The organism is Nonomuraea terrae (genome assembly GCF_044465245.1).
GTDB classification, from domain to species: Bacteria; Actinomycetota; Actinomycetes; order Streptosporangiales; family Streptosporangiaceae; genus Nonomuraea; species Nonomuraea terrae.
In genome coordinates this window covers 819,140-838,257 of record NZ_JBITLL010000005.1, presented here as the reverse complement: position 1 = coordinate 838,257, position 19,118 = coordinate 819,140, and the positions used below count along the sequence as shown (strand labels likewise).

The 19,118-nt window shown below is 71.0% G+C and carries 18 protein-coding genes and 1 other RNA gene; 10 read left to right on the top strand and 9 right to left on the bottom strand.

The features are described 5' to 3' along the window. Positions 1-25: 25 nt before the first annotated feature. Complete coding sequence (locus ACIBP6_RS27635) at positions 26-982, bottom strand: helix-turn-helix transcriptional regulator (protein ID WP_397056678.1); 957 nt, start codon at positions 980-982, stop codon at positions 26-28. A 357-nt stretch (positions 983-1,339) separates the two neighbouring features. Here ACIBP6_RS27635 and ACIBP6_RS27630 point away from each other — a divergent pair, with 357 nt between their 5' ends. The 3 genes from ACIBP6_RS27630 to ACIBP6_RS27620 all read left to right on the top strand — a co-directional run bounded on the left by ACIBP6_RS27630 (position 1,340) and on the right by ACIBP6_RS27620 (position 5,072). Then, positions 1,340-2,083, top strand: coding sequence for a hypothetical protein (locus ACIBP6_RS27630; RefSeq protein WP_397056676.1), 744 nt, complete (start codon positions 1,340-1,342; stop codon positions 2,081-2,083). Between the two features lie 242 nt (positions 2,084-2,325). Further along, complete coding sequence (locus tag ACIBP6_RS27625) at positions 2,326-3,744, top strand: FAD-dependent oxidoreductase (RefSeq protein WP_397056674.1); 1,419 nt, start codon at positions 2,326-2,328, stop codon at positions 3,742-3,744. Then, positions 3,741-5,072 carry an MFS transporter gene (locus tag ACIBP6_RS27620; protein ID WP_397056672.1) on the top strand — a complete coding sequence of 444 codons (1,332 nt, stop codon included), beginning with the start codon at positions 3,741-3,743 and terminating at the stop codon, positions 5,070-5,072. The genes ACIBP6_RS27625 and ACIBP6_RS27620 overlap by 4 nt, the downstream gene beginning before the upstream one ends. On the opposite strand, the gene ACIBP6_RS27615 is transcribed toward ACIBP6_RS27620, so the two are convergent. Together ACIBP6_RS27615 and ACIBP6_RS27610 are read right to left on the bottom strand one after the other, a co-directional pair. Beyond that, the gene (locus ACIBP6_RS27615; RefSeq protein WP_397056670.1) at positions 5,038-6,021 is read right to left on the bottom strand and encodes a sugar-binding transcriptional regulator; all 984 of its coding nucleotides are present in this window, start codon (positions 6,019-6,021) and stop codon (positions 5,038-5,040) included. The genes ACIBP6_RS27620 and ACIBP6_RS27615 overlap by 35 nt on opposite strands. Before the next feature lie 209 nt (positions 6,022-6,230). After that, positions 6,231-7,664 (bottom strand): Nramp family divalent metal transporter, encoded by a 1,434-nt coding sequence (locus ACIBP6_RS27610; protein ID WP_397056668.1) that lies wholly within the window; start codon positions 7,662-7,664, stop codon positions 6,231-6,233. 275 nt (positions 7,665-7,939) lie between these two features. Here ACIBP6_RS27610 and ACIBP6_RS27605 point away from each other — a divergent pair, with 275 nt between their 5' ends. Further along, positions 7,940-8,437 (top strand): SSI family serine proteinase inhibitor, encoded by a 498-nt coding sequence (locus tag ACIBP6_RS27605; protein WP_397056666.1) that lies wholly within the window; start codon positions 7,940-7,942, stop codon positions 8,435-8,437. Here the strand turns inward: ACIBP6_RS27605 and ACIBP6_RS27600 are convergent. After that, on the bottom strand, positions 8,434-9,519 hold the full coding sequence (locus tag ACIBP6_RS27600) for a M20 family metallopeptidase (protein WP_397056664.1): 1,086 nt from the start codon (positions 9,517-9,519) through the stop codon (positions 8,434-8,436). The genes ACIBP6_RS27605 and ACIBP6_RS27600 overlap by 4 nt on opposite strands. After that, the gene (locus tag ACIBP6_RS27595; protein WP_397056662.1) at positions 9,516-10,544 is read right to left on the bottom strand and encodes a dipeptidase; all 1,029 of its coding nucleotides are present in this window, start codon (positions 10,542-10,544) and stop codon (positions 9,516-9,518) included. Before ACIBP6_RS27595 ends, ACIBP6_RS27600 begins: the two co-directional genes overlap by 4 nt. A 136-nt stretch (positions 10,545-10,680) precedes the next feature. Between ACIBP6_RS27595 and ACIBP6_RS27590 the strand changes: the two genes are divergently transcribed. From ACIBP6_RS27590 to ACIBP6_RS27570, 5 genes are all read left to right on the top strand, one after another. Next, positions 10,681-11,481, top strand: coding sequence for a Nif3-like dinuclear metal center hexameric protein (locus ACIBP6_RS27590; RefSeq protein WP_397056660.1), 801 nt, complete (start codon positions 10,681-10,683; stop codon positions 11,479-11,481). Between the two features lie 2 nt (positions 11,482-11,483). Then, the gene (locus ACIBP6_RS27585) at positions 11,484-12,224 is read left to right on the top strand and encodes a zinc ribbon domain-containing protein (protein WP_132619436.1); all 741 of its coding nucleotides are present in this window, start codon (positions 11,484-11,486) and stop codon (positions 12,222-12,224) included. After that, complete coding sequence (locus ACIBP6_RS27580; protein WP_397056658.1) at positions 12,221-13,477, top strand: bifunctional RNase H/acid phosphatase; 1,257 nt, start codon at positions 12,221-12,223, stop codon at positions 13,475-13,477. Before ACIBP6_RS27585 ends, ACIBP6_RS27580 begins: the two co-directional genes overlap by 4 nt. Positions 13,478-13,589: 112 nt before the next feature. Continuing rightward, an RNA gene (gene rnpB, locus ACIBP6_RS27575) (RNase P RNA component class A) lies at positions 13,590-13,978 on the top strand. 228 nt (positions 13,979-14,206) lie between these two features. After that, positions 14,207-14,968, top strand: a complete 762-nt coding sequence (locus tag ACIBP6_RS27570; RefSeq protein ID WP_397056656.1) for a DUF6928 family protein — start codon at positions 14,207-14,209, stop codon at positions 14,966-14,968. An 81-nt stretch (positions 14,969-15,049) separates the two neighbouring features. On the opposite strand, the gene ACIBP6_RS27565 is transcribed toward ACIBP6_RS27570, so the two are convergent. After that, positions 15,050-15,781 (bottom strand): LysR family substrate-binding domain-containing protein, encoded by a 732-nt coding sequence (locus ACIBP6_RS27565; RefSeq protein ID WP_397056654.1) that lies wholly within the window; start codon positions 15,779-15,781, stop codon positions 15,050-15,052. Positions 15,782-15,835: 54 nt separating this feature from the next. Between ACIBP6_RS27565 and ACIBP6_RS27560 the strand changes: the two genes are divergently transcribed. Then, positions 15,836-16,207 carry a DUF5997 family protein gene (locus ACIBP6_RS27560; protein ID WP_397056652.1) on the top strand — a complete coding sequence of 124 codons (372 nt, stop codon included), beginning with the start codon at positions 15,836-15,838 and terminating at the stop codon, positions 16,205-16,207. Between the two features lie 70 nt (positions 16,208-16,277). On the opposite strand, the gene ACIBP6_RS27555 is transcribed toward ACIBP6_RS27560, so the two are convergent. From ACIBP6_RS27555 to ACIBP6_RS27545, 3 genes are read right to left on the bottom strand one after another with little or no spacing between them, the layout of a single operon-like run. Next, positions 16,278-17,264 carry a sensor histidine kinase gene (locus ACIBP6_RS27555; RefSeq protein WP_397056650.1) on the bottom strand — a complete coding sequence of 329 codons (987 nt, stop codon included), beginning with the start codon at positions 17,262-17,264 and terminating at the stop codon, positions 16,278-16,280. Positions 17,265-17,315: 51 nt separating this feature from the next. Further along, positions 17,316-18,533: an MFS transporter gene (locus ACIBP6_RS27550; RefSeq protein ID WP_397056648.1), complete on the bottom strand. Its 1,218-nt coding sequence runs from the start codon at positions 18,531-18,533 to the stop codon at positions 17,316-17,318. A gap of 45 nt (positions 18,534-18,578) precedes the next feature. Further along, positions 18,579-19,049, bottom strand: a complete 471-nt coding sequence (locus ACIBP6_RS27545; RefSeq protein ID WP_397056646.1) for an RrF2 family transcriptional regulator — start codon at positions 19,047-19,049, stop codon at positions 18,579-18,581. Positions 19,050-19,118 lie beyond the last annotated feature (69 nt).

Sequence of the window (19,118 nt, the reverse complement as noted above, 5' to 3'; positions counted from 1 at the left end):
ATCGCCGGGGACGCTGACGGAGGGCTTACCGGCGGCTGACCGCCCGGTGGTAGCGCTCGGCCAGCAGCCGTACCTGCTCGGTCAGCTCAGGGGAGTCCAGCACCTCGAAGTCCACGCCGAGGAACCCGATCCACACCGCCATGCCCTCCAGGTCGTCGCCGCCCAGCCGGGCCAGGCAGGTGGCGTCGTCCATCGGCTCGACCTCCACGCCGGTCCGGAGCGTCCGGATCCGCTCGGCCGGGGCGTGCAGCAGCACCGTCGCGCGGTGCCGCCACATCGCCGTGTTCAGCCCCTTCTCCACGTACGCCGCCACGTCGCCGTCCCCCGGCAGCTCGCGGGGCGTGAACCGGGGTCCGGACGGCGTGCGCGGACTCACCCGGTCCACCCGGAACGTCCGCCAGCCGCCCCGCTCCACGTCGTAGCCCACCAGGTACCAGCGCCCGCGCCGGTGCACCAGCCGGTACGGCTCCACGTCGCGCGCGCTCCGTCCGCCGTCGTGCCCGGTGTAGCCGAACCGCAGCCGCTCGCGGTCGCGGGCCGCGTTCGCGATCGCGGTCAGTACCTCGGGCGAGACGGACGGCGCCGGGCCGAGGATCTGCACGGTGTAGGCGTTGAGCGTGTTGACCCGCCGCCGCAGCCGCGCCGGCAGCACCTGCTCCAGCTTGGCCAGCGCGCGCACCGAGGTCTCCTCGATGCCCACGACGCCGCCGCCCGCGGCCCGGCCGAGCCCCACCGCCACCGCGACGGCCTCCTCGTCGTCGAGCAGCAGCGGCGGCAGCGCCGCCCCCGCCCCGAGCCGGTAGCCGCCCGCCACCCCCGGCGTGGCGTGCACGGGGTAGCCGAGCGAGCGCAGGCGCTCCACGTCGTTGCGGATCGTCCTGGTCGAGACCCCGAGCCGGGTGGCCAGCTCGGGTCCCGACCAGTCGCGGTGCGCCTGCAGCAGCGACAGCAGCTTGAGCAGGCGGGCGGAAGTGTCCAGCATGGACCCAGTGTGGCCGCAAACGCGGCAAGATTCGTTCCGCGTCAACCACTCTCGACGAGGACGCTCGGCGGGGCGGCTCGATCTCCGAGTGGTGAACTGCCCTCGACCTCTGCACCGGGTCTGCCGCCGAGCGCATCGCCGATGTCGCCTTCCTCCGCGGTGTCGGCCAGGACCAGTGGACTCGTACCACGCCCTCGTTCGCGGTGTCGGCGAGGACCACGGCGAACAGGGTCCGCAGGCCTTCCTGACGTCGTACACCCACGCCTCCAGAGCGCGCCGCAGCCGTGTGTGGTCGCTCGCGCTGCTGTTGCCTCCTGTTGGCCGCGCCGTGATCCTGCTGCGGCATGATCGCTGGCCATGAACAAGACAATCAGTGCTTTATCGGTGCTTGCCGCCGCTCTCCTGATATCTGCGCCGCCCGCCCAGGCAGCCGCCCCGGATCCCGTACGGTCGCTCAAGGCCAAGCTGGTCTCCGGGCACGGCGTGCACTTCACCGAGGTGTCCAACTGGTCCGACGGCGTCTACACGTTGCAGGCCGACACCGGCGAAGGCGTGCTGCAGTTCGGCAAGAAGGGGGTCGCCGGCTACGACCTCAGGGGCTCCACATGGGACGACGAGAGGTACCGCATCGTCTCCGCCGGCGACACCACGTACTACTCCGGCGCCGTCTACGAGCTGCCGAAGGGCAAGACCTGGTACGCGTCCGAGGGTGGCGGCGCGCTGCCCACCATCTACGGGCAGATCCTCAACCCGGCCGAGCTCGCGACGCTTTCCGCGCTGGTGAAGAACGGCACGAAGGCCGGCAACAAGATCACCGGTAAGATCACTTTCTCCGACCTGGCCAAGGTCTCGCCGTGGTTCTCCGGCACGGTTCTCGCCGACTGGGCCGATGACACGGAGATCTCCTACACGCTGACGCTGAACTCGGCCGGCCTGGTCGCCAAGTTGTCGACCTCATACCGGGCCAAGGACGTCACGGACGATTTCTCCGATTTCGAGGGCGGCATCATCTCCGTCGACACCCGCTACTCCGGATGGGGCGGCAAGGTGTCCGTCAAGGCCCCGAACCCCAAGACCGTGACCGACCAGCTCGCCGAATGAGTTCCGCAGGAATCCCGGCGTAGACGTTTCTGAGGCGTCGGCCAGTCGGCCGCCGCCGACCACAGAAGACGCCGACACCGGCTTGTTCTCCGGCCACAGATCGCCTGGTCTGTGGCCGGGTGCAAGGGGCATATCGCCTGCTGAACGTGCACCGTGCACGTTCGTGCACAACTGTTGACCATCCGTTCACAGGCACGTCACAGTGGCGCAACAACCCCCAAGCACTGCACCAAGGAGTACCTGTGAGTACCCTCCGCTATGCGCGCGACATCCCGATCAGCGATGCCACCGACGTCCTCGTCGTAGGTGGTGGGCCCGCAGGTCTGGCGGCTGCGATCGCGGCCGCCCGAGCCGGAGCATCCGTACGGATCATCGAGCGGTTCGGCTTCCTCGGCGGGAACCTGACCGCCGGGCTGGTCGGGCCGTGCATGACATCCTTCTCCCTCGACGGCCGCACCCAGCTCGTCCGCGGCATCTTCGACGAGTTCGTCCGCAGGATGGAGACCGCCGGCGGAGCGGTCCACCCCTCGCGTACCAAGGCGGGCAGCCAGTACTCCGGGTTCATGGTCTTCGGGCATGAAGCCGTCACGCCGTTCGACCCCGAGGCCGCCAAGCAGGCCGCGATGGAGATGTGCCTGGAGGCCGGCGTCGAGCTGCTGCTGCACAGCTTCGTCGCCGACACCGCGGTGGAGGACGGGCGGGTCACCGGCGTCGTCGTCGCGAACAAGAGCGGGCTGGCGCTGGTGCCCGCCACCGTCACGGTGGACTGCTCGGGCGACGGCGATGTGGCGGCACGCGGGGGCGCCGCCTACGAGTACGGCCGGTCGGCCGACGGCGAAGTGCAGCCGATGACGGTGTTCTTCCGGGTGTCGAACGTCGACGACGCCAAGGTGCAGGCCTACCAGGACGCGCACCCTGACGAGCTGTTCCCCTACCAGGGCATCGTCGAGCGGGCCCGGCGGGAGGGCAGGTTCCCGATACCGCGCCGTGGCGTCCAGCTGTTCAAGACGCTGGAGCCGGGCGTCTGGCGGATCAACACGACCAGGGTGCTCGGCATGAACGGCACCGACGCCGGCGACCTGACCCGCGCCGAAGTGCTCGGCCGGCGGCAGGTGAGCCAGCTGATGACGTTCTTCCACGAGAACCTGCCCGGCCTCGAGGAGGCCAAGCTGCTCGACACCGCCGCGACCGTCGGCGTGCGCGAGAGCCGGCGTATCGTCGGCGAGTACGTCCTGACCTTGGAGGACCTCATCGACGGCAGGCACTTCGACGACGTCATCGCCGTGGCAGGCTACCCCGTCGACATTCACAGCCCGGTCAGCGGCGACGGCCCGTTCGAGGACGGCATACCGCCGACGGCGAACATCTACGAGATCCCCTTCCGCAGCCTGCTCCCCGCCGAGCTCGACGGTGTCCTCGTGGCCGGTCGGTGCATCTCCGCCACCCACGAGGCGCTGGCCGCGGTGCGGGTGATGCCGCCCTCGTTCGCGATGGGCGAGGCCGCCGGGGTCGGCGCGGCATTGGCGGTCGCCGCCGGCGTCGCGCCGCGGCACGTCGACGTGCACGCGCTGCAGCGGCGGCTGGTCGACGGTGGCGCCTATCTCGGCCCGCACGCCGAGCGGCTCCCCGTCGCGAGCGGACGGACGGGAGACGGCCGATGATCCGCCGCGTGGTCTCCGCGAGCACCATCGGGACCGCGCTGGAGTGGTACGACTTCATGTTGTACGGCACCGCGGCCGCGCTGGTGTTCAACAAGGTGTTCTTCCCGGCGGGCGACCCGCTCGCAGCGACGCTGGCGTCGCTGGGCACGTTCGCGGTCGGGTTCTTCGCCCGCCCCATCGGCGGGCTGCTGTTCGGCCATCTCGGCGACCGGTACGGGCGGCGTTTCGTGCTCGTCGTGACGTTGACGGTGATGGCCCTCTCCTCGACGGCGATCGGCCTGATCCCCGACTACCGGTCGATCGGCGTCGCCGCGCCCGTGATCCTGGTGCTGTTGCGGGTGACGCAGGGTCTCGGCGCGGGCGCCGAGTACGCGGGCGGCGCGCTCATGGCCGCCGAGCACGCTCCCCCTGGCCGGCGCGGGTTGTTCGCCGCCATCCCGCCCACGGGCAACGCGCTCGGCGTCATCCTCGCCACCCTGGTGTTCACCCCGTTCACGTGGCTGCCCCAGGACGCGTTCCTGAGCTGGGGCTGGCGCGTGCCCTTCCTCGTCAGCATCCTGATCCTGCCCATCGGGCTCTACATCAGGTCACGGGTCGACGAGACGCCGGCGTTCACCGAGACCGTCAAGGCCGGCAACCGGAGCAACGCGCCCATCCTCGAGGTCCTGCGGGAGGCGCCGGGTTCGCTGCTGAAGGGCTTCCTGCTCAGCGTCGGGCCGAACGTCGCCACGTACATCCCGAGTGTCTACGCGCTTTCCTACGTGACCGACAACGTCGGCCTGGCGGCGGCCGTCGCCACCGGTGGCCTGCTCGTGGCCAACACGATCAAGCTCGTCACGCTCCCGCTGTCGGGCGCGCTGGCGGATCGCTTCGGCCGCAAGCCGGTGTTCGTCGCCGGGGCCGTGCTGTGCGCCGTCGCCGCGTTCCCGTTCTTCTGGTTGCTCGACACCGGGAACGTGATCCTGGTCTGGCTCGCCATGGTCGTCGTCCTGACGTTCGCGAACGACCTGATGCTGGGCTCGCAGGCGTCCATGCTGCCGGAGCAGTTCCCGACCAGAGTGCGTTTCACCGGAGTGGCCGCCAGCCGGGAGCTGGCCGCCGCGGTGGCGGGCGGCACCCTGCCGTTCATCGCGGCGTTCCTGACCGCGCGCACGCAGGGCACCTGGGCGATCTCCGCGCTGATGGTGGTCATGTGCGCCATCGCGATCGCCGGCGCGCTGGGGGTGCGGGACGGCCGCAGCGTTCCCTTCACCGACAGCGGCGAGGGTGCGGACGACGGCACGGCGCCCGCGCTCAGGCATACCGCTCCAGCAGACCGTGGGCTGTGATCTCGTCGACCACGAGCTCTGTGACGTAGCCGCCCACGAGCGCCGCGTGCAGGGCGTCGATCTTGTGATCACCCGACACCGCGCAGATCCGGTGCTTCACGTGCCGGATCTGGTCGAGGTCGGGTCCACTCGTCCTGGCGTTGAACCTGATGCCCTCGTGTGATCCGTCCAGCCGGTAGAACGACGTGGCGATGTCGCCCACGGCGCCGTCTTCGGCGAGCGAGGCGAAGTCGTCCTCGTCGAGGAAGTACCCGCTCAGGTAGGGGCTGCTGGGCATCCCGTCGGCCACGGTGCCCAGGCTGAACAGCACCGCGTCGCAGCTGTGCTGCAGCTCGACGACCCGTCGTACGCTCCGCTCGCGCAGCAGCATCTCCTTGGTCCGCGGCGAGTCGAAGAACAGCGGCACCGGGAACTGCTGGACGTAGGCGCCGAACGCCGCCCCGAACGCGCTCAGCATGGCGCCCGCGTAGTGCACGCCGGTCGTGCGGGCGTTGCCGAGCCCGTTCAGCTGCACGATCTGGCAGTTCGCGGTCTCCTTGGGCACCAGGCACCGGCTGATCGCGTTCACCATCGTGCCCCACGACAAGCCGATGATCATGTCGGAGTCGAACACTGACGTGAGCAGCCGCGCGGTGTACACGGCACAACGCTCCAGCCGTTCCACCGTCGACGCCGTGGTGGGCACGGGAACCACATGCGTCTGCACGCCGTACCGGCCGGCGAGATCCGCCTCACTCCGTGTCGACCGCGTGCGGGGCGGCATCACGCGGATCTCGACCAGGCCGGCGTCGCGCGCGTAGGCGAGCAGCCGGGACACGGTCGAGCGTGAGGCGCCCAGCTCCCTGGCGATCGTGTCCATCGTGATGCCGTGCAGGTAGTACTTCCTCGCTGCCCAAAGGGCGTCCTCCACCCTGTGGTCGACGGCCGGGCGCTCACCTTCGACGGACATACGGCCTTCCTACAGCGGGGGCCGGGCGATCAGCAAGCCATCACACCACGTGAGAGGGTTCTCGGCCGTCGCCGGGTGGTCCACCTCGAGTACGACGGTGGCGGCGGGCCTGCCCACCGCCACCGTCCGGCGAATCCCAGCCTCGGCTCGGGTCGATCCGGCCGAGGCGCAGGCCACGGAGCTCGGCCCACGTCCTGGCACCGCCGGAATCAACCTCCGAACAGTTGCCGAGCCTGCTGGATGACGACCAGGATGGTCAGTGTGCCGAAGAACCCGACCGACCAGATCAGCGCGCCCAGCCGGTAGGAGCGGACCTTGAGCGCCTCAGGCAGCGCCCGCCGGTTCAGGACGATCAGCAGGATCGAGTAGACGAACATCATCACGGCCGCGAAGCACGCCGAGAAGACCAGCAGGATGAGCGGCTGGTCGAAGCCCAGCAGCAGGATCACCGTGCCGACCAGCGCCAGCCCCCACACGATGAGGAAGTAGACGCGGTTGACGGTGATCGGCTTGTCGCGCAGGTAGACCGTCTTGATCGTGTCGGAGGCCAGCCGCGAGGTGTAGTCGACGATGCCCATCGCCGAGGCGAACAGGGCCAGCGCCCCGATCACCCAGAACAGCACCCCGAACCAGGTGCCGACGACGTCCATCAGCACCCGCCCCTCGACCTCCAGGAACGCGATGCTGTTCTCCAGGCCCGGCCGGCCGAACACGGTGGAGTAGGCCAGCATCGACATGAGGACGATCGTCACGAACGCCACCACGGCGAACGTCGACGCCTGCTCGATGTTGGCGAAGCGCCACCACCGCTTCCAGCGGGCCAGGTTCGCCTCGGTCGGCGGGAACTGGTAGCCGGTCGAGGAGGCCGCCTCCTCCTGGCCGGTCACCGGGCTGACCAGGCGGGGCACGTACAGGCCCATGCCGAAGCCCTTGTCGCGGATCCAGTTGCTCTGGCACAGGTTCTGGCCGCCGCCGGCGCCGGCGTACGCGATGGCGCCCATCAGCACGGCGAAGTCGAGCGGCGGGACGGGGAACGTGGCGTCCACGGTCAGGCCCCGGCCCAGGTCGATCCAGCTCTCGGCGGTGATCGCGATGGCGATCGCCACCACGATCAGCGTGGCCACGAGCGCGATCTTCAGGAAGATCACGCGTTCGAGCGCGGTGTAGATGACCGGTGCGAGGGTGAGACCGAGCGCGATCACGATCAGCATGCCGATCGCGATCCACCGTACGGATCCCTGACCTGTCCCGGTCAGGTAGGTCACCATGGTCGCCGACGTGGTCACCCACCCCGGCCAGAGGTTCGAACAGAGTGTCATCAGCACGAAGACCAGGCCCCAGTGCTTCCACATTCTGCTGAACCCGGTCAGGGCGGTCTCGCCGGTGGCGAGGGTGTAGCGCTCGATCTCCATGTTGAGGAACCACTGGGTGATGATGCCGATCGCGGCACCCCAGATGAAGACGAGGCCGACTTGCGAGGCGATGTACGGCCAGAGGATGAACTCGCCCGAGGCCAGGCCCACCCCGGCGCCGACCAGGCCGGGGCCGATGAAGCGCCAGGTCGATCGGGGAGGTTCGGGCAGGTCGCGGATCTCGACGGGGGGTAGGACGCGCGCAGGAACGGTGGGGGTGAACTCCGCCATGCGGATCTCCTTGCTTGCTTGCCTGCAGCCACATTACAGAGATCAGAAACCCGTGTGGAATAGCCGGTTAACAAGCTCCGGGTAATCTCCGCTTTTCGCTGCGCAAGCGACATTTCAGCAAGCCCGCCACCCCGGGGACCAGGGCTGATGACGATCTGTAACCGTTCGATCACGATGAACGCGCCACGCGACGCATCGCCATGGACGCGTCACGGACTGTAGCCATGATGGGTCCGCCGTCCCACCCCGGGACGGTCGTTGACCAGGGAGGTCTCATGACGCACCTTCTGTCCGCCGGACGCAGGCTCGCCGCGCTCGGACTGTGCGCGGCCGCGGTTGTCGCCGCCCCTTTCACCGCGCGGCCGGCCGACGCCGCAAGGTCGGGGGCGGAGCTCTACATCACCGTCACGCCCCGCGGCGCCGTCACGCCCTCGAGGCACCTGACCCACGACTGGCGCGCGCAGTGGACGCGCCTGCCCCGCACCTGGGGCTCTCACCTCACGCGGCTGCCCCGCTACAGCGGCGTCCAGTCGCTGCGCCTGACATGCGACCCGGACGGGGGTTACCACCCCCGCCCGTCCGAGGCCTGCGACGAGCTCCGCGCGGTCCACGGCCGCGTCCGGGCTCTGAACGTCGACCCCGGCCCCTGTATGCGCATCTACCGCCCGGTGACGGTCGAGGTGCGCGGCCACTGGTACGGCACACACTCCTACTACAAGCAGGAGTTCTCCAACTGGTGCGAGATGGAGCGCAGGCTCGGCCCGCTGGTCTAGCGGACCGCCTCGATCAGCGCACGCAGGAGGGCGGTGCGCCGGGGCATGTCGGCCACGATCACGTGCTCGTGGTCGGCATGCGCCCCACCGCCCACCGCGCCCAGCCCGTCGAGCGTCGGGCAGCCGACGCCGGCGGTGAAGTTCCCGTCGGAGGCGCCGCCCACCGACGCCGACGGCAGCGTCCCGAGCCCGAGCTCCGCCGCGAGCTTCTGGGCCAGCCCGTAGAGCGACTCCGACATGGCGGCCTCCAGCGGCGGCCGGTTCGGGCCGCCGAGCACCTCCAGGCGCGTGCCCGGCACGACCGGCCGCAGCTCCCGGATCGCCGCGTCCACCCGCTCCTGCTCGGCCACCTCCGCGGCCCGTACGTCCACGCCCACCGAGGCGGCGGCGGGCACGGTGTTGAGCGACGTGCCGCCGGACACCACCGTCGGCGTGACGGTCGTCGCGCCCGAGCCGAGCGCCGCTATGGCGAGGATCTGGTGGGCCAGCTCGACGCCCGCGTTCGCGCCCTTCTCCGGTTCCAGCCCGGCGTGCGCGGCCCTGCCGTGCACGTTGAGCGTGTAGAGCGAGGTGCCCTTGCGGACCGTCTTCAGCGCCCCGCCGTCCGCACTGGCCTCCATGACGAACGCCGCCGCCATCCCGCGCGCGCTGTCCTGGATGAGCGGCGCCGAGGTGAGTGAGCCGACCTCCTCGTCACCGGTCACCAGCAGCGTGATCCCGTCGAGCGAGCCGAGCCCGGCCAGCGCGTGGAACGTCTGCACCAGCCCCGCCTTCATGTCGAAGACCCCCGGCCCGCGCGCGATCCCGTCGGTCACGGACCACGGAAGGGTGGCGAGCGTGCCGATCGGCCAGACGGTGTCATGGTGGCCCAGCAGCAGCACCTTCGGCGTGCCGAACGTCCAGCGCAGGTGGGTGACGCCGTCGATCACCAGGATCTCCGGCGCCGTGCCCAGGTGACGGGCGCCCATCGCCGCCACCACCTGCGCGCTGCGCGCCACGGCCGCGAGGTCGCTGGAGAACGACTCGCACACGACGAGCTCCTCCAGGTCCTCCAGCATGCGGGCGGTCTGTACGTCGCTCACGCGAGCGTCTCCCCGAAGAACCGGTGCACGTTGCCCCCGATGACCTGCATGACGTCCTTGTCCGGCCACCCGCGCCCGAGCAGGCCCTCGGTCACCATGGGCAGCCCGGCCGGGCCCTCCAGCCCGGGGATGCTCGCCTTGGTGTCGACGCCCCTCGGCTGCAGGTCCTCGCAGCACGGCGGCGTCAGATCGTCCATCACCTCGCGGATGAAGTCGGGCCCGAGCCCCACGTGGTCGATGCCGGCCACGGACACGATGTGCTCGATGTGGTCGAGCAGCCGGTCGAGCGTCATGTTCGCGGGCTCCTCGGCGAGGAACGGCGCGAAGAAGTTGACGCAGATCACGCCGCCGGTCGCGGCCACGCCGCGCAGCTGGTCGTCGGTGAGGTTGCGGTGGTGGTCGCGCAGCGCGCGGGCGGAGGAGTGCGTCGCGATGAGGGGCCTGGTCGTCAGCTCCAGCACGTGGGCGACGCCGGAGGCGCCCAGGTGGGAGACGTCGAAGACGACGCCGAGGCGCTCCATCTCCCGCAGCGCGGCGACGCCGTGCGAGGTGAGGCCGCTTCCCGTGGCGTCCTCGCCGCTGCCGTCGGCCAGCGGCGTCCGGCCGAAGTGGGCGATCGACGCCACCCGCACGCCGAGGCGGTGCACGGTGGAGATCAGCTCGACGCTCTCGTCGAGGCCCGGCATGCTCTCCATGGCCAGCACCAGCGCGATCTTGCCGTCGTCGAGCGCCCGGTCGATCGCGGCGGCGTCGAGGCACAGGCTGACGTGGTCGGGGCTGCCCTCGGCCAGCACGTGGGCGCACTCGATCATCCGCAGCGTCTGCCGCAGGGCGCCCTCGGGGCGGTACTGGTCGTCGATGAAGACGGGCAGCACCTGGAGGTTCACGCCGCCGTCGAGCAGCTGGGGCAGCCACCGCTCGCGGAAGAACGAGGCCCACATCTCCGGCGGCCGGGCGGAGACGGCCATGAGCAGGTCATTGTGGGTGTCGGCCACGACGGCGCGCTGGTGCAGAGAGAGCGTCATAGCTGGACGTTACCGCCCCGGACCCGCCCAGCGTCAGCCCGGTATTTCCTGACCTGCCCCAACACCCTGCCCGCTCACCCTGCCCGCTCCCGCCGTGCGGGCCCGGCGCGGCCGGTAGTCTGCCCAGGTGGCTGCTGTGACGTTGACAGACGTGATCGAGGTGCTCGAGGCGGCCTATCCGCCGTCCCGGGCCGAGTCGTGGGACGCCGTGGGCCTGGTCGCCGGCGATCCGGGCCTGCGGGTGCGGCGGGTGCTGTTCGCGGTCGACCCGGTCGCCGTCGTGGCAGCCGAGGCCCTGGAGTGGGGCGCCGACCTGATCGTCACCCACCACCCTCTCTACCTGCGCGGCACCACCAGTGTGGCCGCGACCACGCCCAAGGGCCGCCTCGTCCACACCCTGATCAAGAACGACATCGCCCTCTACACCGCCCACACCAACGCCGACGTCGCCAACCCCGGCGTCTCCGACGCCCTGGCCAGGGCCGTCGGCCTGGTGGGCGACCTGGTGCCGCTCCAGCCGTTCCCCGACGACCCGTGGCGCGGCCTCGGCCGCATCGGCGAGCTGCCGGAGAGGACGACGCTGGGCGAGTTCGCCGCGCAGGCCGCCGACGGGCTGCCGCGCACGCCCGGGGGCGTCCGCGTGGCGGGCGACCTGTCGCGCCCGGTCAGCCGGGTGGCGGTCAGCGGCGGCGCGGGCGACTCCCTGCTGGCCACGGCCGCCGCGGCCGGCGTCGACGTGTTCCTCACGGCAGACCTGCGCCACCATCCCGCCAGCGAGTTCGTGGAGTCGGGCGGTCCCGCGCTCGTGGACGCCGCCCACTGGGCGACCGAGTGGCCCTGGCTGGACAGCGCCGCGTCCATCCTGCGCGAGAGTGGCGTTACCGTTGAAACGCGTGTCTCCGCCGCGGTCACCGATGCTTGGACAAGAGGATATTGATCATGAAAGCAGCTCCTGAGGCGCAGAAGCGACTGCTTGACCTGGCAGGGCTCGACTCCCAGCTCGACCGGCTGGCCCACCGCCGCCGCACCCTGCCGGAGCTGGCCGAGATCGACGAGCGATCGAAGCAGTACGCCCGGCTCGCCACCCAGGTGATCGAGGCCGAGACGGAGGCGGGTGACCTCGCGCGTGAGCAGGCCAAGGCCGAGCATGACGTCGAGGCCGTACGCACCCGCGCCGACCGCGACCAGAAACGGCTCGACTCCGGGGCCGTGACCTCGCCGCGCGATCTGGCGAGCCTGCAGTCCGAGATCGCCTCACTGCACAGACGCCAGGGCGACCTGGAAGAGGTAGTCCTGGAGATCATGGAACGCCGGGAGGCCGCCGACACCAAGGTCACCGACCTGGTGGCGCAGCGCGACGAGGTCCGCGCCGCGCTCGCCGCCGCCGAGGACCGCCGCGACGCCGCCCTGCAGGAGATCGACAAGGAGGCGGGCGAGGTCCGCGGCCGCCGCACCGCCGCCGCCGCTGAGCTCCCCGCCGACCTGCTCGGCCTCTACGACAAGCTCAGAGACCAGTACGGCGTCGGCGCCGCGATGCTGCACGGCGGCCGCTGCCAGGGCTGCAAGGTCGCGCTGTCCATCGCCGAGATGAACCGCATCAAGGCCGCCCCCCACGACGAGGTGCTCCGCTGCGACGAGTGCCGCCGCATCCTCGTACGCACCGCAGAGTCGGGCCTGTGACCTCCTACGTCATCGAGGCCGACGGCGGCTCGCGCGGCAACCCGGGGCCGGCCGGCTACGGCGCCGTCGTGCGAGACGCCGCCGGGCAGGTGCTGGCGGAGGCCGCCGAGGCGATCGGCGTCGCCACCAACAACGTCGCCGAATACCGCGGCCTCATCGCCGGCCTGCGGGCCGTGCTGGAGCTGGCCGGCGACGGGGCGGCGGTGGCCGTACGGATGGACTCCAAGCTCGTCATCGAGCAGATGGCGGGCCGCTGGAAGGTCAAGCACGAGGGCCTGCGCCCGCTGGCGGCGGAGGCGGGCTCGCTGGTGCGGCGGCTGCGGGTGACGGAGTGGACCTGGATCCCCCGCGAACGCAACAAACACGCCGACCGCCTGGCCAACGAGGCCATGGACGCCGCCGCCCAGGGCCTCACCTGGAAAGCCGGCGGCACCGCGCCCGCTCCCGAGGCTCCCGGCGGCACGGCACCGTCCGGCGGCGCGGCCGGGGGGCTGCGCGGTGGCAGGCAGACCGACCTGCTCGACGCGGGCGCCATCGCCGAGTTGTCCGCCCCCACCGCCTCGGTCGCCTCCGCCCAGCAGCGCACCGCCACGGGCACGGGCCCCCGCACCGGCACGGGCTGGGCCCCGCCCACGCGGGTGGCCACGTCGCTGCTCCTGCTGCGCCACGGCGAGACCGAGCTGTCACTCGAACGCCGCTTCTCCGGCCGCGGCGAGGCCGAGCTCACCGCGAACGGCCTGGCCCAGGCGTCGGCGGCGGCCGAACGGCTGTCGCGGGAGCCGTACCGGCTGGACGTGATCGTCACCTCCCCGCTCAAGCGCGCCCGGCAGACCGCGGAGGCGGTCGCCGCGCGCACGGGCCTCGACGTCGAGGTCGAGGACGACCTCAGGGAGACCGACTTCGGTGACTGGGAGGGTCACACGTTCACCGAGGTGCAGCGCCGCTGGCCCGCCGAGCTCACCGCCTGGCTCGCCGACCCCGACGTGGCCCCGCCGGGCGGGGAGAGCTTCGCCCAGGCCGCGCTCCGCGTCGACGCGGCGGGGGAGCGGCTGGTGGAGCGGTACGCGGGCAAGACGGTGCTGGCGGTCTCCCATGTCACCCCGATCAAGCTGCTGCTGCGCAACGCCCTGCTGGCGCCCCTGCAGTCGCTGTACCGGATGCACCTCGACCTGGCCTGCCTGTCGCTGGTCGAGTACTACGCCGACGGCCCCGCCGTGGTGAAGTCGTTCAACGACACCTCACACCTGCGCTGAGCCGGCGAGGCCGTGCCGGGTGCCTTGGCGGTCCCGGCACCACCGCCTCTTCCAGTAGGACGATCTTGTGTCCGGGCGGGGAACGGCTTGGCATTTGATACTCTGCCTCAGACGAGTCGGCCGGGCGACCGCGTCGGGCCTGCGGGCCCGCCGAGGAAGGTCCGGGCTCCACAGGGCAGGGTGGTCGGTAACACCGACCCGGGGTGACCCGCGGGACAGTGCCACAGAAAGCAGACCGCCTCCCGGTCCGCCGGGGGGTAAGGGTGAAAGGGTGGTGTAAGAGACCACCAGCGCCCACGGTGACGTGGGCGGCTAGGTAAACCCCACCCGGAGCAAGGTCAAGAAGGGACGCTCCCCGGAGCGTCCCGCGCGCGACGTCTGAGGGCTGCCCGCCCGAGTCGCGCGGGTAGACCGCTCGAGGCCGCCGGCAACGACGGCCCTAGATGGATGGTCGCCCCTTCGCACGAAGGACAGAACCCGGCCTACAGGCCGACTCGTCACCCTCTCAACCTCTTGACCTGCACCGCGACCCTTCTCAAGATCCGCCAGGGCAGCGCCGGCTCGAACACCTTGGTGAGCGCATCACGAGCGCGGCCGGTCGCCGCCGGAACCGGTGGCCGTACAGGTCCGCGGTGGTGATGGGCAGACAGCAGGTGCTCGCAAGATCGACTCGTGTCGTCCTCGGCGGGTACGATGCAGGCCCTCGCTGATCGGGTTCTGGAGGGCGGGATGGGCGCGAAGACAGCATTGTTGGCATTCGCCGAGGGCGACATCCGACTCGCGTTGTCGGGAGCGGCGCGCTCGGAGGGCTCCGATACCGAGGCACTGGTCCGTCAGGTTCACCCCGGTCATGCGGTCGTGCCCGCCCAGGACGGCACCTTGTGGGACTGCGTCTACCCGCCGGACGACGTCACGTACGCCACCGCACTGGCCGGCGCCGAGCTGTTCTGCGATCGCAGGCTCGTGCTCGAACGTCCGTCTGAGTTGCCTGAGCATCTGCTCAAGGCCGGTGCGGGCAGGCGGATCATCATGCATGGCATGCACTCGGTGGTGGACTGGCTCGCCTTCGCCGTCTGGGAGGACGGGGTGCTGGTACGCTCGCTCAGCCTGTCGCCCGACAGCGGTATCCAGGAGAACATCGGCGAGCCGTACGACTTCGAGCTGCCGTACTGGGCGGGCGAGCATCCTGTCGAGCCCGTGCCGGGCTGGCCGGACCAGAATCCCTACCCGCTGCCGTTCCATCCCCTTGAGCTGGGTGAGGACGCGTTGCACGCCTTGTTCGGCTTCGTGATAGAAGGCGCTCCCGATTCCGGCGACATCGATACAACCGGTGTTCACCTGCGGGGGTTCCGGGTGACCGACCCGTCGGGCAGGGAACAGGCCGAACGAGAAGCCATGTACGCCGAGGTGCGGCGGACCATGGGGCCGCCGCGGACATTCCGGATGGGACCGGACGGGACGATGCAGGAAGTCGGTCTCGACGGTCTCTGACCACCCGTGCCTGGCGAGCGCCGCAAGGAACCCCGGCCTGCAGGCCGGCTCGTCACACCAGCGAACGACAGCGGCCTCAGGTCACCGAGGCCGGGGGCCCTTCTTTTTGCGGCCGGTTGGCACGGCCCGGCGACGCGAGCCGGTCTGTGCGGGTTTCTGTGCCTGCCGCTGTGCCGGTTTTTTCTCCGCAGGGGAGGCGGGGGCGCGGCCCCGCGAGCTGTTCACCGTCCGGCCGCGGACGACGCCGATGAAATCCTCCACCAGGTCGGTGGTCGCGTCCGTGGGCCAGGTCAGCGCGACCTGGGACTGCGGCGCGTCCAGCACCGGCCGGTAGGTGAGATCCCTGCGGTGGTGGAGGCGCGCCAGCGACTGCGGAACCAGGAGCAGCCCGGCGCCGGCCGCTACCAGCTCGACCGCGTGCGCCGTCGTGGCCGGGCGGCTGAACGCGGGCAGCCCCGGCCGGGCCGTCCACTCGATGGTGTCGTCCAGAGGATGGAACACCTCGTCGTCGGCCAGGTCGGCGAGGGCCACCTCCTCGACGGCGGCCACCGCGTGGTCCTTGGGCACCACGACCACCGTGGTCTCCACGTAGAGGGGGATCACGCTGAGCCCGTCCCGGTCGATCGGCAGCCTGGCGAACGCGGCGTCGGCGCCGCCGTCCCGCAGGAGCCCCACCACTTCGGCGGCGGGAACCGTGACCAGGGAGACCGGTATGTCGGGCATCCTCTCGGTCCAGACGTTGACCCATTTCGCGGGTGTCACCCCGGGCACGTACGCCAGCCGGAACACCCTGCCGGTCTCTCCATCAGTCACTTCCTCAGGGTACCGATGTCACGGGAACTCGTTCCGACTGACTACTCTTGCGCCATGACCGCGTCCAAACAGAAGAGCGTCCAGACGATGAAGCCCGAGACCGCGGCCAAGAAGCTGGGCGTCCTCTTCTCGGCCACTCCCGCCGAGTTCCAAGCGGGTGTCGTCTCCAGGGACGAGCTGAACGAGTTGCAGTCGAAGCCACCCGCCTGGCTGACTGACCTGCGCCGCAACGGCCCGCACCCCAAGCAGGTCATCGCCGCGAAGCTCGGGGTGTCCATCTCCGGCCTGATCAGAGGCGGGATCACCGGACCGCTCACCACCGCCGAGATCGAAGCGCTGAAGGCGGACAACCCCGAGTGGCTGGAGCGCGAGCGGTCCATCCAGGCCGAAACCCGCAAAGAGGCAGTCCGCCTCAAGCAACGCTAGACAGCCGGGTTCCCCCGAGGTCTCCGCGTCCGCGGATCGAACAGGCCGGCCCTCCGACCCCTTTCAGGCCTCAGGTCTCGGGCCCCGAGGCGGCCGCGAGTGGCAGCTGAACGGTGAAGCAAGCGCCGCCGCTGGGGGCGGATTCGACCCATACGCTTCCGTGGTGGGCTCTGACGATCTCCCAGGTGATGGCCAGGCCGAGGCCGGTGCTGGTACTGCCGGGCTCGGGGATGGTGGTGAGCCGGTACAGCCGGTCGAAGACGCGTTTCCGGTCTTCTTCCGGTACGCCGGGGCCGTCATCGCAGACCGACAGGCGGGCCATGCTGCCGTTGCGGTCGACGTGGATCTGCACCTGCTGTCTGGCGTAGCGCTGGGCGTTGTCCAGCAGGTTGGTCACGATCTCGCCGATCTGCGTGGGCATGGCCTTGACCAGCACACCGGGAGCGCAGATCACCTCGACCGGGATGGGGTCGGCCCGGGCAGCGACCTCCCGCCTGACCAGCTCGCACAGGTCGATCCGTGCCCACTCGATCTCGGTGGCGCGGCTGCGAGCGATCAACAGCAGATCGGTGGCCAGCGCCTCCACCCGGTCCACCCCGCGTAGCACCCTTGCGAACACGGTGGAGTAGTCGACCTGGTCAGGATCGGAAAGTGCCTCTTCGACCGTGACACGTATCCCGGCCAGTGGGGAGCGGATCTCGTGGGCGATGGTGGAGGCGAACCGCCGCTCACGGTCCAGCATGTCGAGGCTCACGTTGATGTTCCCGACCAGCTGCGCTATCTCTGCCAGATCACGCTGCCGGACGATCTGGCCGTACTCGTCGCTGATGTTGATCTTGGCGAGGTCGCCGGAGATGCTGCCGACCCGCTGCAGCTCCCGGACCGTTATCCGGCCGGCTGCCATGGCGGCCACCAACCTCGCCCGGTCCCGCGCCCGCCTCCAAAGACCGGTGCCCCATGAGCGCGTCCGGTCCAGCCTCCGACGCAGTGTCGACATATGCACCGACTGTCCGGAAAAAGCCTTGCTAATCAGGCCGGCTGCGGCGCTGTACGGCAACCCGCACCGCTAGGCGCCAACGGCTCGGGTTCGCGCGGTTGCGGCCTGCCGTCAGCGGTGGCGGCGGGTGAGCATGAGGTAGGCCAGGCTGAGTACGGCCAGGCCGGCGCAGGCCGTCAGGGCCATGGGTACGCCGACCGGCAGGAGCGCTCCGCCGAGCCCGGTGCCCAGGGCGATGCCGAGATAGAGAGCCGACGCGTTGAGGCCGACGACCACGGCCGTCTCCTGGGGAGCGGCCGAGATCAGCCGCACCTGCTGGGCGGGGGTCTGGAACCAGGTGGCGGCCCCCCAGGCCACCATCAGCAGGCCGGCCAGCGGCAGCCGGCGGACGTCCGCGCCCGACGCCCAGGCGGCCGCCGCGAGCGTCACCCCGAGCGACACATACCCGGCCGCCAGGACGCGGACGGGTCCGTGCCGGTCGACCGCGGCGCCGGCCAGCAGGTTGCCGCCGACCGCGCCCACGCCGTACAGGAACAGCATCCACATCTCCGCAGGCCCTTCGGCGCCGAGCGCGTGCAGGATGGGGACGGCGTAGGCGTACAGCCCGTAACTGGCGGCCAGGCCGAGCACGGTCAGCGGCAGCACCGCCACCACGCCGGGATGGCGCAGGGCGTCGAGCCGGCGGCGCAAGGGGACCCGCGGGCTGCCGGGAAGGACCGGCATGACGGCGAACACGCCTGTCGCGCAGAGCGCGCACAACACCGCGACCAGGCCGAGCGCGGCGCGCCAGTCAAGGAGCCTGTCGGCGAGGTTGCCCAGCGGCACCCCCAGCGCCGTCGCGACGGTCAGGCCGCCGACCACCACCGCGAGCGCGCGCCCGCGTTGCGCCGGCGCCACCAGTGAGGCGGCCACGGCGCCGGCGGCGGGAGTGAAGGCGGCAGCGCCCAGCGCGGCCACGACGCGGGTGGCCATCAACACCGGGTAGTCCGGCGCCAGCGCCGAGCCCGCGTTGGCCAGGGCGAGCACCAGCAGGGCGCCGACCAGCAGCGCCCGGCGCGGCAGCCGGGCGGTGACCGTGGCCATGACCGGCGAGAACACCGCGTAGGCGATCGCGAAGACGGTCGCGGACTGACCGGCCGCCGCTTCGGACACCCGCAGCGAGCCCGCCATGGCCGGCAGGAAACCGGCCACCACGTACGCGTCGGTGCCGACCGCGAACGTGCCGAGCGCCAGGACGAGCGTCGACCCGAGCCCGCGCGCCTCGGAGGCGGCGGGCACCCCTGGCGGACCGCCGCCCGCCTCGTTCGCCTTGACCGGGACATCAGACATCCCCTTTTTGCTCCTTGTTCGATCCCGCCCGTGGGCCGTCATGGGTCAGCCGCGCATGCGGGCGTAGTTCCGGCGGGTGCGTTCGGCCGACGCCGGGGCCTCGGCCATCAGATCGGCGATGGTCTGCCCGGCGAGCTCCCGCCGCCACGCCATCTCGGCACGGCGCATCGCGGCGGCGATCCCGCACGGCCCGGAGAACCGGGCACCCTCGGCCCCCGAGCCACGCTGCCGGATCTCCTCGCAGCGGAAAAGCTCGGCGGCCCCCTCCAGGGCGGCCACGACGTCCATCAGCGTGATCCGCTCCGGCGGCCGCGCCAGGGCGAAGCCGCCCCGCACACCGGGCGTGGAGGTCAGGATCCCGGCCCTGGTCAGCGCCTGCAGGCGCTTCTTCAGGTACTCCGGCGGCAGGTCGAACCAGGCGGCGAGCCTGCCGATCGGCACCGGGCCCTCGTCCCGGAGCCAGCCGAGCGTGACGCAGCAGTGCAGCCCCCACTCGACCCCTTCGCCCAGACGCATAAAGGGGATACTAGACATCCCTTTTAGCTCGCGCAAGGCGGGTTCGCCGCGGGAGCGGCGAACCCGAGG

Coding starts and splice junctions, on each gene's coding strand:
- ACIBP6_RS27585 (WP_132619436.1), top strand. CDS start 11,484: ATGAAAGCAGCTCCTGAGGCGCAGAAGCGACTGCTTGACCTGGCAGGG.
- ACIBP6_RS27630 (WP_397056676.1), top strand. CDS start 1,340: ATGAACAAGACAATCAGTGCTTTATCGGTGCTTGCCGCCGCTCTCCTG.
- ACIBP6_RS27620 (WP_397056672.1), top strand. CDS start 3,741: ATGATCCGCCGCGTGGTCTCCGCGAGCACCATCGGGACCGCGCTGGAG.
- ACIBP6_RS27595 (WP_397056662.1), bottom strand. CDS start 10,544: ATGACGCTCTCTCTGCACCAGCGCGCCGTCGTGGCCGACACCCACAAT.
- ACIBP6_RS27550 (WP_397056648.1), bottom strand. CDS start 18,533: ATGTCTGATGTCCCGGTCAAGGCGAACGAGGCGGGCGGCGGTCCGCCA.
- ACIBP6_RS27615 (WP_397056670.1), bottom strand. CDS start 6,021: ATGTCCGTCGAAGGTGAGCGCCCGGCCGTCGACCACAGGGTGGAGGAC.
- ACIBP6_RS27560 (WP_397056652.1), top strand. CDS start 15,836: ATGACCGCGTCCAAACAGAAGAGCGTCCAGACGATGAAGCCCGAGACC.
- ACIBP6_RS27570 (WP_397056656.1), top strand. CDS start 14,207: ATGGGCGCGAAGACAGCATTGTTGGCATTCGCCGAGGGCGACATCCGA.
- ACIBP6_RS27610 (WP_397056668.1), bottom strand. CDS start 7,664: ATGGCGGAGTTCACCCCCACCGTTCCTGCGCGCGTCCTACCCCCCGTC.
- ACIBP6_RS27605 (WP_397056666.1), top strand. CDS start 7,940: ATGACGCACCTTCTGTCCGCCGGACGCAGGCTCGCCGCGCTCGGACTG.
- ACIBP6_RS27635 (WP_397056678.1), bottom strand. CDS start 982: ATGCTGGACACTTCCGCCCGCCTGCTCAAGCTGCTGTCGCTGCTGCAG.
- ACIBP6_RS27545 (WP_397056646.1), bottom strand. CDS start 19,049: ATGCGTCTGGGCGAAGGGGTCGAGTGGGGGCTGCACTGCTGCGTCACG.